This is a genomic window from Melioribacteraceae bacterium, assembly GCA_019638015.1.
Classification (GTDB): domain Bacteria; phylum Bacteroidota; class Ignavibacteria; order Ignavibacteriales; family Melioribacteraceae; genus JAHBUP01.
The window spans coordinates 2,832,215-2,847,848 of record JAHBUP010000001.1 but is presented as its reverse complement, the minus strand read 5'-3'; the positions used below and the strand labels follow the sequence as shown (position 1 = coordinate 2,847,848).

Below are 15,634 nucleotides of genomic sequence, written 5' to 3'. Positions count from 1 at the left end.
AAGCTAGGTTACCTTACGGAAATTCACAATTTTTAAAAAATTATAATTATAACATTGAGGTGTAGTATGAAAAATTTCATGTATACCTTAACAATTTGCATAATTTTATTAGGTTGCTCAGACCGCTTTATTAATGAACCGGAAGAAGAAAATATAACTGGAACTGAGCAGAGTTTAGAAATAAAAATAATTAGCCCAAAATTTGGGGAAGTTTTAACACAAGGGACTTCGAAAACTATTGAGTGGAATTTCCCATCAGAAAGTAAAAGATTACAGATCAGATTGTACAGAAAAACCGAATTGAAAAATATTATTTCTTTAGCCGCAGAAAACAATGGGAAATATATCTGGCAGATCCCCTCAGATTTAAGAGGGTCAGTCCATTATAGAATCGAAATATTTGATATTGATTCTCCTATTAAATCAGCACTCAGTGAGTATTTTTATATAAACCCAAAATCATACGATTAACATGGAGTTCAAAATGAAAATCACAAAGTCGGTTGCCTTTCTATTATTATTTTCTTTTTTGAGTTTAGAATTGTTTGCAGGAGAACCAAAATTTAATACTGCTTCAGATGGAGTATTTATCCATATTTCTAGCGGCCCACAAAATCCGGCAAGTGTTTTAATGGCACTTACTTTAGCATTAAAAATGGTAGAAGACCATGATGTTTATATATTTTTTGATTTGGAAGGTGTGAATGTCCCTCTAGGTTCCTCTCGTACAATGGAGCACAAAAAGTTTGAACACTCTAAACTCTTGATGGACAAAATTATTGCCAAAGGAGGGCAAATAGGTGTTTGTGAAATTTGTTTAGTGGAGAGAGGTAAAACTCAGTTCGACTTAATAAAGGGAGCAAAATTAGCATCAAAAGAGGACTTCTTTAATTTTACGAGCGGCAGAATTATTTCATTATCTTACTAAAGAAAATAGAGTCCGGGCAACTATTAACTTGTCCGGACTCCTAGAAAATCTCATTCGGCATAAGCAATTGAGTCATTAATCTCATCCTTAATTTCCTGGTTTTTATGATAAAGGTATGATTTGTAAAATTTCTCACAGAACTTTTTGGTAATAGGATCATCGCACAATTCCGCAACTCTACTAACAAAATAAGCGCCTTGAGGATCACCAATTTTTATAAGTGATAGTGCGGCAATAATTCTGGACGAGGTAGGAGCGTTCTCCTCTCTCAACATAGCCATAAGAGGGAAAACAGCTTTCTTTGATTTCATTTCACCCAAAAAATAAGCGCAACTTTCGCGCAACCCTTGATTATCTGATTGAAGCCCGAGCAATCTATTTGCTTCGATGAGCTCATATTTTGCACTTCTTTCAGAATCAAGATTTCTCTTCGCTTCAATTGAAAGGGAAGTAACGGTAACCAATAGTAGGATCATAAATAGCGCCTTCATAACATCCTCCTTTAATTTATCTTAAGGTTTTTTTTCCTCAACATTTAAGACGAAAATATTTTTATTAGGTTAAGGAGGGGGCGTTTTTTGACATACATGAATATGTGGTAGAAGGGGAGGACTTCATTTAAAATGAAGTCCTTGTAAAAATTAAAATTTCCAATCAACTCCAAATTCGAGAGAGCTATAACTCAATGTTCCGAGTCCTAATCGTCCAACAAGAGCAAAATCTGATGACATCCAATATCTGCAGCCACCTTGTAGTGCGAGCCATAGACCGCCATAACTTGGTTTCACATAAATATTTGCATTATTGCCTTTATACTCAACTGAACCGGTTTGGAGTGCTAATACTAAACCTCCCCATAAATCAATTTTAGGGTTATTAATTTTAAAGTGATAATTGCCCTGCGCCCCTAATAAAAAATTTGTATAGCTCCACTCGCCACCAAAAAAACCTTCGTTATGTGCCCAATATCTGAGAATTCCACCAACACCAATATCTCCAAAATTTTGGACTTTCATACCATACTCATAATTAAAACCAATTTGTGGAACTGAGCCCAGAAACGATAGCCCTAAAGAAGGTCCAAAATAATGTTTTTCAATCTGATACTGTGCTAAATTCTTAACTGATATGGATGCAATTAAGATAAATGATAATAGAATTATTTTTTTCATTTGTTTCCCAAAATTAAATTTAGACTGGTGGTAAAATTAATCATTTTCTGAATTGATGTCTTTAAAAATTGATATGGCTTTCTTGAGAAAGATAATGATAAGTATGAATAAGCCAATTATAAATATCCATTTAAGCAAGACAATCACCTTAAAATTTATTCTTAAATTATAAATTTGATTTCAAACAGACAGGGGAAAAAACTATCAAAGCATTATGCTGTGAGATAAATCAAATTATAGATGAAGCAGAGGATTATTTGACATTACCGGTCAACTTGGATATATTTCCCCTCCAATTATTAAAAAGTTCTTTAAAAATAGAAAAATTACACTATAGCTTGATCAATAAAACTGATTTTTTATTGACGAGATAAAGTGAAGCAATTGGTAGCGAGTCGGGTTTATCTCGCCGAAATGAAATGAAGGCGGACTCATAACCCGAAGGTTCTTATAAAAATTACATCGCGGGGTGGAGCAATTGGTAGCTCGTCGGGCTCATAACCCGAAGGTTCTAGGTTCAAGTCCTAGCCCCGCTACTAAGAAAAGGCTATATTTGAAAAGAATATAGCCTTTTTTCGTTTCTAGATAAGGGTTTTTGAAATCAAAAGCTTGTATTGTAAAACAGCTTAAAAACGAACTATTTTCTTCAGTTTAATTGACAATGTATGCAATTATGTATACAGTGAATTGATGATTCTAAAGCTGGTCTCAATTTATTTTTGCCTCAGGTTCAACGAAACAGGTTTTTTATCGCCAGTAGATTATGTTTGCAATGGGGACTTTTTTGGTATGGGTTAAGAAATTCTATAGCAAGTATTTATATTAAATCATTAGTTAGAATAATAATATTAAAGAGGACTATAGTTGAGATTAATGTTTTACCATTTCACCAATAATTGCAATGATTTATGTAGGTAGCTAATTATTACAAGGGGGTAATTTTGTTTAAGAATTCAAAAATTGAAATGACACCAGGTTAATAATTATGAATAATCAAAAAAAATTGAAACACGATTTTTATAAGTCCAGCGATTTCTATAAAATTATTGTAGACAATACTTACGACTGGGAATTTTTTCAGGATAAATATGGTAAAAGTATTTACCATTCTCCATCTTGCAAAAGGATTACTGGATACAGTTCGGAAGAATTCGTAAGAAACAAAAAAAAAATGTTAGAAATAGTTCACCCTGATGATAAGAAAAAATACCTTACTCATAAAAAGAAAAAATCATGCAATGGTGATACCATTGAGTATCGAATCATAGATGCTAACGGTAAAGAAAAATGGATTGAACAGATATGCCAGCATGTTTACAATGATTATGGTAAAATGATAGGTATCAGGGGAAGTAATAGAGAGATAACAGAAAGAAAAAATATTGAGAGAAAAAAATATTATAAAGATCAACAGTATAAAAACCTCATAGAGCATTCTCCTTTTGGAATTGGAATTACAAAAGGTTATGAAATTATTTATGCGAATGATCCACTTCTTAGAATGCATGGAGTAAGTACCCTCCAGGAAATGAAGAGTAAATCGTTAATTGAGAGAGTCTTTCATAAAGATAGAAGAAAAGTAACAAAACGTCTGGAGATGATTGAAAAAGGTACAATTGAATTTCCATTCTCAATAGAACATAGAATAGTACGTAATGATGGTGAAATCCGATTATTAAAACTAATTGTTTCAGACTATTACGAAGATAATGAGCATTATTTACAAGCTTTCTTTTCAGATATCACGGATCAAATAAATTTGGTAAAGGAAAAAAAACAGTTGCTTTCGGAATTCCTCAGGATAACAAAGAAGAATGAATTGGTTATTAGACTAAGATTGCAACTTGAAAAATATTTTAAGAAGTATGCGTTTAATGTAATTGATAAGAAAGAAATGAAGAAAATATTTGATCAATTTGATGATATTGAAAATGACTGGAGGAAAATAAAAATCCATTTTGAGGAAATTCATGGAGACTTTTTGATCAAATTAAAAAAACAATACCCCGGTTTAACTCAATCAGATTTAAGACATTGTGCGTATATCAAATTAAAATTTTCCACAAAAGAAATTGCAAACCTTACCAACGTTAAGGATACTAGTATCCAACGCTCTCGAGTTCGTTTAAAGAAAAAACTCGGATTAGGAATAACAGATAATCTCATTGATTTTCTTGAATATCAGTAAGATACCTGTCATAGTTTTGTCATAGGTCTTTTCGTTGTTTTAACATATTATGTATCGATTGCTGCTTGACAAATAGAACCAGATATTCCAATTTAATTAATACTAACAAAGACTTGTGTCTAAACTTGAATTGTTCCCTGAGGTTTTTATGGATGTGGTGTCGAATGATGAAACACCCCATATAGAAAATAAAGTTAAGTATTATGTAGGAGTCGGGGCTTCGGCAGGTGGATTAGAAGCATTAGAGTTGTTGTTTTCTAATATGCCACGTACTTCCGGAATTGCATTTATTGTAATTCAACATCTTTCTCCGGATTATAAAAGTCTGATGGTTGAATTGCTTAGCAAAAGAACGGAAATGATTGTAAAAAGAGCAGAAGATGGAATTGTTGTAGAACCAGATTGCATCTATTTAATCCCACCCAAAAAGAATCTATCAATATTTCATGGAAAACTTATACTAAGAGATTCAGATCATTCCAAGGGAATAAATCTACCGATAGATATATTTTTACGTTCTTTAGCAGAAGATCAGGGTGAGAAATCCATTGGTATAATACTAAGTGGTACTGGTAGTGATGGTGTTAGAGGAATAAGATCAATAAAAGAAGCCGGTGGATTAGTTATTGCACAAAGCGAAGAGACGGCAAAATTCGATGGAATGCCACGCGCGACAATCTCAACGGGTTTAACAGATTTTATTTTAGCCCCAGAAGAAATTCCACAGAAATTAATGAATCTTGTAAAACATCCCTATTCAACAAAAACTGAAAGACCGCAAGCTTTTCTTTCTGACGAAGATGGTTTAACCAGAGTTTTTTCTTTATTAAGAGAGAGAACTAAAGTTGATTTTACTTTTTATAAACCTAGTACAGTGCTTCGCAGAATTGAAAGAAGAATGACTGTAAATCAAATTGAACAACTAAATGAGTATGTGAGATTATTGGAATCTCATTCCGGCGAAATTGTAATACTATTTAGAGAGCTTCTTATAGGGGTTACCTGTTTTTTTAGAGATAAGGAAGTCTTTGATGAGATTTATGAAACCTATCTGCCGATTATCATTTCTAATCCGCAAAACCGGGAATTGAGGTTTTGGATTGCCGGATGTTCCACTGGTGAAGAAGCATATACTATCGCGATGATAAGCAGAGAGATAATGGAGCAGAGCGGTCAAGTATGCGATCTTAAAATATTCGCAACGGATATTGATAGAGATGCAATTATGAATGCAAGCGCCGGACTTTATTCAGAAAGTATTACTGCGGATCTGCCCCCGAAGTATTTATCTAAATACTTTGTTAAAAGAGATGATAAATATCAGATTGCCAGATCGATAAGAGAAATGGTAGTATTCGCTCAGCATAATCTGGCGAAAGATCCTCCTTTCACAAATATCGATCTTATCAGTTGTAGAAATTTGCTGATTTATCTTCAACCAATTCTTCAGAGGAAAGTTATGGAGCTGTTTAACTTTTCTCTGAAACCTCAGGGTATTCTTCTGCTTGGCACTAGTGAAACAACCGGTGAAATGGGAGATTTATTTGAAGCAGTTCACAATAAATTCAAGATTTACAAATCTAGGGGGAAAAAACACCACACAATTAATAATGCGGATTTCCCGGTTTTGCCTGATGTTCGCCCTATTTCAAGGCGTTTATATGGCTCATCCTCGGTTCTTAAAGGTCAGGAAGAAGAGAGGTTGTTAGATCGGATCATACAATCAGTTGCAGAAGATTACATAACCGCCGCCATTGTTGTGAATGAACAGATGGAAATACTTCATATTCTTGGTGATACAAGCGGCTATTTTAAACTCCCAATTGGAAAGTTAACCAATGATATTACTAAAATGGCTTCTAAGGAACTGGCAATTCCAATATCTACCGGACTGCAAAAAGTTTTTCATGCAGGGAATGAATTAAAATATTCAAACATCAGAGCCACATTAAATGCAGAAATAAAAAATGTTGATTTAAGAATGAAAATGTTGCCTTCAAAAAAAGGGCATTTGAAAATTGCTATAGTTTATATTGAAGAGTCAACCGCTCCAATAGTTCCGCAGCAGAAGGAAGCCGCAACCGTTTACGATGTTAGTTTGGAAGCTGAACAAAGAATTCATGATCTCGAACAAGAACTGCAGTTTACGCGTGAAAATCTGCAGGCCACTATTGAAGAATTAGAAACCGCAAATGAAGAGTTACAGGCAACTAATGAGGAATTACTGGCGAGCAATGAGGAATTGCAAAGTACCAATGAGGAGTTGCAGTCTGTTAATGAAGAATTACATACAGTTAATTCAGAGTATCAAAGTAAGATTATTGAACTGACTGAACTTAATAACGATCTCGATAATCTTTTATCGAGTACCCAGATTGGCACTTTGTTTTTAGATGAAAATTTGGAAATAAGAAAGTTTACTCCCGAGATACAAAAAATATTCAAGATATTATTAAACGATATTGGACGCCCGGTAAATCACCTTACTCATATGATGAAGAATGTGGATATATGGCGGGTAATAAAAGAAGTTGAACTTAACCACAAACCAATTGAACTGGAAGTAGAAGCAGATGATGGCAATTGGTACTTTCTTAGAGTACTTCCGTACCAAATTGGAAATAATACTTACAGCGGTGTAGTCTTAACATTTATAAACATTACAAAGCTAAAAAATATTCAGAACGATTTATTGGGTAGTGAGAACAAATTACAAAGTATATATAAAACTGCTCCGGTTGGTGTTGGACTTGTTAAGGAGAGAGTTGTAGAAGAAGTAAATGATAAAATGTGCGAGTTTCTTGGCTATTCCAGATCTGAAATTATAAACCGGAGTACAAAACACTTTTATAAAAATGAAGAAGAGTTTGAATCTGTTGGCAAATTTATTGATGGTCAAATCAGTAAACATGGAATAGCTACTTTGGAAACTGAATGGATTAAAAAGGATGGTACTTCAATTCAAATTCTATTAAGTGTTGCTCCTCTTGAATTTGCTGACAGCAGCAAGGGCAACATTTTTACAATGTTAGATTTATCGCTACGAAACGAGGCTATTGATAAAGCATTAAAAATTGAACGAGAATATAAACTGCTGTTTGATACTATGGCCGAAGGAGTTGTTTATCAAAACAGAGATGGGGAAATAATTTCGGCTAATAATGCTGCGTTTGAATTGTTAGGTCTCACATTGGATCAAATGTTAGGAAGAACGTCAATTGATCCTAGATGGAAAGCAATAAAAATTGATGGGTCAGAATTTAACGGGGAAGTGCATCCTGCAATGATTGCATTAAAGTCTGGGAGACCGGTGCTTGGTCAAACAATGGGAGTCTTTAATCCTAAAACTGAGAGTATTCGATGGATTAATATAAATTCAATTCCTCTTTTTAAAGAGGGAGAATCAACTCCGCATCAGGTATATAGTACGTTTGATGATATTACTCAAACTATAAGTGATGCTAAATACATTATAGATATTAATAAGCGCTTGGATAGTGCGCTTAAAATATCAGATTTGATATGGTGGGATTGGAATATTGAGACTAATAAGGTTATAGCCGGCAATCTTAAAAGTGAACTAATTGGTTATTCTGAAATTAAAGGTGAGCAAGAATTGGAGTTTTGGACAAGCAAAGTGCATCCGGATGATTACGAAAAAACCATGAACGCAATGCGTGATCATTTGAGTGGGCAAAAGGATTTGTACGAATGTAAATACAGAATTAAATGCAAAGATGGCTCATGGAAAACCTTTCATGATAAAGGTAAAATTGTTGAGAGGGATAAAAATGATAAACCTACTAGAGTTATTGGTACTGTCAACTTAATAAATAGATAATATTATGAGATTTAGTTCGTGAGAAAAAATGAGGATTATCTTCTTGAATTAAAAGAAAAAGCTGAGTTACTTGTTCAACAAGTAGAAATAAATCGTAAAGATTTATCTTTTGATGAGGTTCAAAAAATTATTCACGATTTTCATGTCTACCAAATAGAATTAGAACTTCAAAATGAAGAATTACGAAACATTAGCAATCAATTAGATAAAACAGTACAACAATTTTATCATTTATACCATAATACACCAGTAAGCCACCTGGTATTGGATGAGAATGAAATAATTACACACGCTAATGATACCTTTTGTAATTTAACCGGGAAATCATTAGGTGAGATTATTCGCAAACCTTTCAGTTATTTCATCGCAGAAAGTAATAGAAATGAGTTTAACGCAAGATATAAAGCTTTCTTTAAAAACCCACTAAATAAAATAGTAGAAACTAAACTTATTCTCTCCAATTCAAAAGTAATTGATGTCAGAATCGAAGCCGCACAAATATCTTCTGATAGTATCAATCTAGGAAAATATAATACCCCATTACTCCTCATAACTATTCTTGATATTACAGATATAAAAATTGCCCAACAGAAAAGAGAAGAAAGTGAAAAACAATTAAAAGAACTTAACGAAGATAGAGATAAATTCTTTTCAATTATTGCTCACGATTTGCGAAGTCCATTTAGTGGATTCTTGGGAATGCTAAGTCTGTTTAAGGATGAATCTGAATCTTTTAATGATCAAAACAAACTATTAGTTAACGCAGTTTATGATTCTGCAAAAGGCGTTTACGAACTTTTAGATAATCTGTTAAACTGGGCGAGTGCACAAACGGGAAGATTAGTTCTAAATCCGAGCCTTGTAGAATTAAATTCGCTTATTCATGAAACTGTTAAAGTACACTTAAATTCAGCTGATTTTAAAGGTGTAAAATTTAAGCTCGAATTGAACGACGTGTTCAATATTAAAATTGATGTAAATCTTTTTAATACAATTCTAAGAAACTTAATCGGAAATGCCATTAAGTATTCAAATAGCGGGGGCGAAATATTTATTCAAACAAAGAAATTACAAAGCAACTCAATTGAATTAATTATCAAAGATAAGGGGGTTGGAATCCCAGAGACAATATTGAACAGATTATTTAAACCGGGAGAAATAGTTTCAGTTCGGGGGACCAAAGATGAAAAGGGGACTGGATTGGGACTGATTATCTGCAAAGAGTTTGTTCAATTACTCAATGGTGAATTAAAAGTTGAAAGTGTTCTTGGTGAGGGGACAACAATTTATGTTACAATTCCTCAATAAAATCAGAAGTAATTATGGACTATATGGATAAAGCAAGTCTCCGTGCAAAGGCAGAAGAAAGAATTAAGTTTATAGAATCTATTCCTGAAAACATGAACCAGGAGCAGCTGCTAAAACTGGCTCAAGAACTGCAAGTTTATAAAATTGAACTAGAGATCCAAAATGAAGAATTATTAAAAGCTCAAGGCCGAATTAATAATTCTTTTGAAAGATTTTATTCTTTATTTCACAATGCTCCCGTTGGTTATTTAATATGCAATAAGGTTGGGATAATTACCAAAGCTAATGCAACTTTTTATCATATGACGAATTTTGAGGATGATGTTGTTGGTAAAGCTGTTGTGGATTTTTTAGTAGAGGAAGATCGTGAATTGTTCTTAAGTAGGTATAAAGCTTTTTTTAAAAGTCCTTCAAATAAGCAAATTGAAGTGAGAATAAAAACAAGATTAAACACCCATTTGTTCTGCCGTTTGGAGGGGAAACTCTTTAACATAAAAATTGACGATGAAGAAGGAAATTTAGAACTGCTTATTTCATTCTCAGACATCACAGAAACAAAAAGAACTCACAAAACCCTCTCTGAAAGTGAAAATAAATTTCGTCGTTATGTCGAAAATGTCTCAGTTGGTGTTCTAGTATCTGATCAGAATGGAAAACATATCGATTCGAATCCATTTATTGAGAACATGCTTGGTTACTCAAAATCTGAACTCTACACTACAAGTATTTCAGATATCGTAGATGAAGTCATGATCAGAGAAGCCGAAAATCATTTCCACGAATTAGTGGCAAAGGGTTTTGCAAAAGGTGAGTTCTTAATCAAAAAAAAGAATGGGGAGAAATTTTGGGCTATTGTAACAGCATCGAAAATTTCAGAAGAGAAATTCTTAGCCATATTCCAGGATATTACAGAACTAAAGAACTATAAAGAGCATCTTCATGAATTAGTTAATTCAAGAACCCAACAACTTGATTTGGCGAATAAATCCTTACTAAACGAAGTTAAACTCAAACAATTGGCAGAACAAAAGCTTATAGAGTCACTCGCAAAGGAAAAAGAGCTCAACCAATTAAAAAGTCGTTTTATTTCGACAGCTTCACATGAATTTAGAACCCCTTTGACCGCAATTTTATCTTCAACAGAATTAATTCAGAGACATATTAAAAACCACTCTGATGAAAAAATTAATCTTCATTTAAGCCGTATTCAAGACTCAGTTGATAGATTAATTCTGCTAATGGATGAAGTGATTACACTAAATAGAGCTGACTCTGGCAAGCAACAATTAAATTTTGCAGAAATCGATTTTAAATATTATTGCAAAGATTTAGTTGAGCAAGTAATGGAGAACAATTTAAGTCATATAATAAGGCACGTTTATATTTGCGAAAAGGATAAATATAATCTTGACAAGAAACAATTAGATTTAATTTTACAGAATTTATTCTCTAATGCTGTTAAGTATTCGCCTAAAGGTGGAGTTATTGAATTTATAGTTAAGTCAAATGACCGAGAAATTGAGATTAGAATTAAGGATAGTGGAATAGGAATACCCGAGAATGACTTATTAAAAGTTTTCGAAACGTTTTACAGAGCCTCAAATGTTGAGGCTATTAGTGGTTCGGGATTAGGTTTGTCAATTGTGAAAAATGCGGTTGATCTACATAAGGGTAGAATTGAAATTGAATCAAAAGTTGGCGTTGGAACAACTTTTATTGTTTTTATACCTGTAATCTCTTGCTGAGGTTGTATAAATAATTTTACGGTAACTTGTTAAATAACAACTGGAGCTGTAAGATTAAATAGTGACTAGTAAAATTTATCTAAGTCCAGCAGCTATTGGAATCTTAACTGTAAAAGTAGTCCCTTTACCCAATTCACTTTCTACTTTTATTTCACCGCCATGCAAATCAACGGCTCGTTTTACGATTGCTAATCCTAAACCAGTTCCGGCAATATTATTAGTATGTTTTGTTCGGTAGAATGATTCAAAGATTTTATCTGTTTCATCTGAAGGGATTCCAATTCCTTGATCACTTACTTCAATTAAGATGCGTTTTTTATCCGTAGATATATTTAACTCAACTAAACCTCCTTTAGGAGAATACTTGGCGGCATTAGAAAGTAAGTTGTTAAAAATAAATTTCATCAGTTTCGGATCCAATTGGAATTCATTCTGTTTGGACTTATAATTAAACTTAAGTTCATGCATATCAGTCATTAAAAGCTCAGCATCAAGCAAACAGTCATTTGCAAACTGGTGCAAATTTAACTTCTCCGGATTAAAGCTGATCTTTCCTGAATCTGCCCGGTTGAGAGTTAATATATCATCAAGAAGTCTTGTTAGGTATTCCACTGATATGATAATCCTATTTAAATGTTCGCTCCTCTTCTCATCGCTCCATTTTGAGCCAAAACGCTGAATAAGTTCTGAAGATGAAAGTATTGATGTTAAAGGAGTTCGAAATTCATGAGATGTAGTAGATAAAAATCTGGACTTCATTTCATTAAGCTCTTTTTCTTTATCAACTATTTGTTGTAATGAATAATTTGCTTTTTCCAATTCTTCAGTTCTAACTTTTACTAACTCTTCGAGGTGGTTTTTATGCATTTCAAGATCCATCTCGGCTTGCTTGCGTTCGGTTATGTCTTTGTAATTTCCCAAAATTCCATTTATATAATTATCATCTAAAAGATTTATAACATTAATTTCTATCCATACATAATTTCCATCTTTGCGTTTGTACCTGAGTTCAGTTGTTCCGGTTGCATTGGGCTCAGATAAGATTGTCCCTAAAAATTTCTGTCCGGCTTCCAAATCGTCTGGATGAATATTATCCCACGTATTTTTACCAACCAGTTCTTCAGGATTCCATCCGAACAATTTGGTGACATTTGGACTTTTATATTTATTTATACCATTTGAGTCGATTATGACTATCACATCACTAATATTAGAAACCATTGCGTTTTTTATTGCTTCGCTCTTTCGCACGGCTTCTTCAGCAATTTTGCGATCATTGATGTTTGAACTAATCATGGCAAGTTGACCTTTTTGGGGTACGTAAAGCTCAATATCGGTATAGGTGTTCATAACCTTGCTATAATTTTCAATATAGAGGGGCTTTTCTGTGATAACAGCTTCTACCATTTTATCTATCCAATACTGCTCAGTTTCAGGATAAACTTCCAATAATGTTTTCCCTATTAAATCAGCAGCTCTTTTCCCAACATAGGTTTCATATGCTTGGTTTACCATTACAAACCTAAAATCACACGGGTTGCCCTCTATGTCTGTAACAACTTCATAAATAGAATTATAGGAACTCATATTCTGAAACTGTAAACGATATTTAGCTTCGCTTTCGTATAGTTTTTTTTCAACTAATTTTCGCTCTGTAATATCCGCAATTACACCGCTAAAAATTACTGGTTGATTGTTAGAGTTGTAGCTAGCTTTACCTCTTGCGTTACAGTATTTAATTTCACCCGAAGGTGTTATTAATCTTACATCGAAATTAAGCTCCTCACCAGACTCTAAGCATTTTGCGAATGATGAAGCATATTCTTTTTGATCATCAGGGTGTAGGAACTTTCCATTGGTTTCGAAGTCGGGTTTATAGTCAGAAGGAGTTACTCCAAATATTTTGTACGTCTCTTCAGACCACCATATGTTATTGGTTTGTAAATCCCACTCCCAACTTCCAATCTTCGCTTGATTTTGGGAAATGTTAAATTTCTCTACAAGAGAATTAACTTTTTTATCATTTTCAATTAGTAAATTTTCTATCTGCTTGCGTTCGGTAATATCCGTATGAGTTCCAATTATCCTCACTGCTTTTCCATTCTCGTTAAAAATAGCTTCAGCACGGGCAAGAATATCCACCCAATGCCCATCCTTATGTTTCATTTTAAATTCTATACTAAATCGATCAATTTGTTTGGAAATAAGCCTTCGTATAATTTCCCAAGTTTTTTTTACATCATCCGGATCTGTATAATTCTCCCATATTGAGAAATCATTAGGAAGTTCATTATCTTTATATCCAAGCATGCTTTTCCATCTAGGAGAGTAGTAGGTTTCATTAGTTATTAGGTTCCAGTCAAATAAACCGTCATTTGAAGCTTTCATTGCCAGCTTGAATCTTTCTTCACTTTTTTCGACTTTTTCTATGGCTTCGATTAAAGCTAATTCAGCCTTCTTACGGTTAGTTGTTTCCAGTGATACAACCAATAAATAGTCGAGGATGCCGTGATCGTTCTTAACCGGAACGATGGTTGAATGATACCATAATTTGTTCCCTTCAATATCATTCACTGAGGCTTCTTGAGTGATGATCTCGCCTGTTTCCTTTGCCTTTCTTAGGTTATCCCGCATCGGGATTTTGAAAGAATCAGGATAGAAATAAAAAGGATAAGGTTTGCCATAAAACTCATTGATATTATCAATTCGCAATTCTCTGATTCCAGATTCACTCATAAATTGAAGATTAAAATCCAGATCAACTATTTTAGTGCAAACCGGTGAATTCTCAATCCATGCCTTGTTTTTTCTTTCACTTTCCCGCAACGCATCTTCCGCCCGCTTGCGTTCGGTGATATCACGTACTGTAGCTATAGCTCCAATTATTTCGCCTTCGGAATTACATAAAGGTGCGGTTTTATCCGAGGTCCAACCTTTTTTGCCAGTTGACGCTACATGGAATGGGAAATCAATACTTTCAATAATTTCACCTTTTAGCGCTCTCTCAAGTATTTCTATCATACCAACATCTTTTAAAAACGGAAACACTTCCATTGGATGTTTACCCAGTACTTCAGAAGCAGGTATTCCACTTATATTCTCCATAAATGGATTCCAAACCTGATATTTCAGATTAAGGTCATAAACGATAATGCCTACTTGTGCATTATTAATTACTTGCTTGTTAAATTGACTTGATTCGTTGTATGCTGTCTCGGCCTGCTTACGTTCTTCATTCTCCTGTTGTAACTTTTCATAGGCAAGTTCTAATTGCTTATTTGATTCGATCTCCTTTAAATTCTTTAATCCAATTCCGGCAATAATTTCTATAAACCCTTTAATGAAATCTAAATATTGGTGTAATTTTTCTTCTGACCATATTGGTACTTTTTGAACTGCTTCTAAGTAACTGACTTCATCAAATCCAAACTTTATAGCCTGTTGTCTGAAAAATTCAATGTCGGGTTTCGTTTCAAGAAAAAACTGACCGGTGAAGAAATTACCATAATGTTTCCCGTTAATTATTATAGGAGTAGCATTATCAACCAGGCCGTGAGGGCATTTGTAACTTACTGCGGGATTAGCTTCATTAAGATGTTCTAAAATATATTGATCGCTCTTAATACATTCTTTTTCTGATTCGGTGTTTACTCGGTGAAATTTAGTGCAGATATCTTGCCATGCTACAGCGGTAAGAACTTTGCCATCATTATCAATAATTGCAGAGGGGAATGAATAGATTACATTTAACTTTTCTTGTAATTCTTGGAGTAACTTTACATCTACAATATCTTCTAATTTGTGGTCCATAATAAATTACTCACACTATATGTTGAATGATCAGTAATGATTGTTCCGAATTACATCACCTATTTTTAGTTAATCTATCCTTAGTAACGAGATGTTCTAACAATCGCGATAGAAATCCCATATTTATCATTTTATTTTATATCTTATTATCGTATTAAGATATGAATAATTCAAGATTATTTATAACTCATTATGTAAATACTGATAAAAAAAGTAGACAATTGGAGCACCCATCTTTTTTTATTCATCCATGTGAACCCAATCTATGATTTAATCATATCAGCCGCTTCTCAACAAAGCTCGTTTATGTACCCTCGGCAAAGATGATATGGTCAAATACATTTATCTCAATTATCTTTCCGGCTTCAACAAGCTTCTCGGTTAAGTTAATGTTTTCGTTACTTGGTTCGGGGTTTCCTGAGGGGTGATTATGAGCTACGATTATATTTTTGCATGAGGGAACAATTGCGCGGCGGAAAGCCAATTGGATATACAACGGTATGCTATTCTTCTTAGTGATTCGCATTGGTTAAAATCTCATGGAGAAAGATGGTGATTTAGGTTTGCATAGTGTCTACTTGTATAGTTGCATCGAAAAATAAAAGCCCCGCTGCGTGCGAGGCTAATCTTGAAATTTATATA

Annotated in this window: 10 protein-coding genes and 1 tRNA gene; 7 read left to right on the top strand and 4 right to left on the bottom strand. The window is 33.6% G+C overall.

Annotated elements, in window-relative coordinates:
* The first annotated feature begins 66 nt into the window (after positions 1-66).
* Positions 67-471, top strand: a complete 405-nt coding sequence (locus KF816_12265; protein MBX3008787.1) for a GPI anchored serine-threonine rich family protein — start codon at positions 67-69, stop codon at positions 469-471.
* Between the two features lie 13 nt (positions 472-484).
* Positions 485-928 (top strand): DsrE family protein, encoded by a 444-nt coding sequence (locus KF816_12260; protein ID MBX3008786.1) that lies wholly within the window; start codon positions 485-487, stop codon positions 926-928.
* 50 nt (positions 929-978) lie between these two features.
* Here KF816_12260 and KF816_12255 read toward each other — a convergent pair whose 3' ends face one another.
* Together KF816_12255 and KF816_12250 are read right to left on the bottom strand one after the other, a co-directional pair.
* Positions 979-1,419 carry a HEAT repeat domain-containing protein gene (locus KF816_12255; GenBank protein MBX3008785.1) on the bottom strand — a complete coding sequence of 147 codons (441 nt, stop codon included), beginning with the start codon at positions 1,417-1,419 and terminating at the stop codon, positions 979-981.
* Between the two features lie 150 nt (positions 1,420-1,569).
* Complete coding sequence (locus KF816_12250) at positions 1,570-2,100, bottom strand: hypothetical protein (protein ID MBX3008784.1); 531 nt, start codon at positions 2,098-2,100, stop codon at positions 1,570-1,572.
* A 463-nt stretch (positions 2,101-2,563) separates the two neighbouring features.
* Here KF816_12250 and KF816_12245 point away from each other — a divergent pair.
* From KF816_12245 to KF816_12225, 5 genes are all read left to right on the top strand, one after another.
* Positions 2,564-2,636 (top strand) — tRNA-Met (locus KF816_12245).
* A gap of 449 nt (positions 2,637-3,085) precedes the next feature.
* Complete coding sequence (locus KF816_12240) at positions 3,086-4,288, top strand: PAS domain S-box protein (GenBank protein MBX3008783.1); 1,203 nt, start codon at positions 3,086-3,088, stop codon at positions 4,286-4,288.
* Between the two features lie 148 nt (positions 4,289-4,436).
* The gene (locus KF816_12235) at positions 4,437-8,129 is read left to right on the top strand and encodes a PAS domain S-box protein (protein MBX3008782.1); all 3,693 of its coding nucleotides are present in this window, start codon (positions 4,437-4,439) and stop codon (positions 8,127-8,129) included.
* Between the two features lie 18 nt (positions 8,130-8,147).
* Positions 8,148-9,437 carry a PAS domain-containing protein gene (locus KF816_12230; protein MBX3008781.1) on the top strand — a complete coding sequence of 430 codons (1,290 nt, stop codon included), beginning with the start codon at positions 8,148-8,150 and terminating at the stop codon, positions 9,435-9,437.
* 14 nt (positions 9,438-9,451) lie between these two features.
* Positions 9,452-11,182 carry a PAS domain-containing sensor histidine kinase gene (locus KF816_12225; GenBank protein ID MBX3008780.1) on the top strand — a complete coding sequence of 577 codons (1,731 nt, stop codon included), beginning with the start codon at positions 9,452-9,454 and terminating at the stop codon, positions 11,180-11,182.
* A gap of 75 nt (positions 11,183-11,257) precedes the next feature.
* Here KF816_12225 and KF816_12220 read toward each other — a convergent pair whose 3' ends face one another.
* Together KF816_12220 and KF816_12215 are read right to left on the bottom strand one after the other, a co-directional pair.
* Complete coding sequence (locus KF816_12220) at positions 11,258-14,992, bottom strand: PAS domain S-box protein (GenBank protein ID MBX3008779.1); 3,735 nt, start codon at positions 14,990-14,992, stop codon at positions 11,258-11,260.
* 304 nt (positions 14,993-15,296) lie between these two features.
* On the bottom strand, positions 15,297-15,518 hold the full coding sequence (locus KF816_12215; GenBank protein MBX3008778.1) for a JAB domain-containing protein: 222 nt from the start codon (positions 15,516-15,518) through the stop codon (positions 15,297-15,299).
* Positions 15,519-15,634 lie beyond the last annotated feature (116 nt).

What these genes read in the sequence shown, in the direction of transcription:
- KF816_12265 (MBX3008787.1), top strand. Translation starts at nt 67, where the DNA reads ATGAAAAATTTCATGTATACCTTAACAATTTGCATAATTTTATTAGGT.
- KF816_12260 (MBX3008786.1), top strand. Translation starts at nt 485, where the DNA reads ATGAAAATCACAAAGTCGGTTGCCTTTCTATTATTATTTTCTTTTTTG.
- KF816_12255 (MBX3008785.1), bottom strand. Translation starts at nt 1,419, where the DNA reads ATGAAGGCGCTATTTATGATCCTACTATTGGTTACCGTTACTTCCCTT.
- KF816_12250 (MBX3008784.1), bottom strand. Translation starts at nt 2,100, where the DNA reads ATGAAAAAAATAATTCTATTATCATTTATCTTAATTGCATCCATATCA.
- KF816_12240 (MBX3008783.1), top strand. Translation starts at nt 3,086, where the DNA reads ATGAATAATCAAAAAAAATTGAAACACGATTTTTATAAGTCCAGCGAT.
- KF816_12235 (MBX3008782.1), top strand. Translation starts at nt 4,437, where the DNA reads ATGGATGTGGTGTCGAATGATGAAACACCCCATATAGAAAATAAAGTT.
- KF816_12225 (MBX3008780.1), top strand. Translation starts at nt 9,452, where the DNA reads ATGGACTATATGGATAAAGCAAGTCTCCGTGCAAAGGCAGAAGAAAGA.
- KF816_12220 (MBX3008779.1), bottom strand. Translation starts at nt 14,992, where the DNA reads ATGGACCACAAATTAGAAGATATTGTAGATGTAAAGTTACTCCAAGAA.
- KF816_12215 (MBX3008778.1), bottom strand. Translation starts at nt 15,518, where the DNA reads ATGCGAATCACTAAGAAGAATAGCATACCGTTGTATATCCAATTGGCT.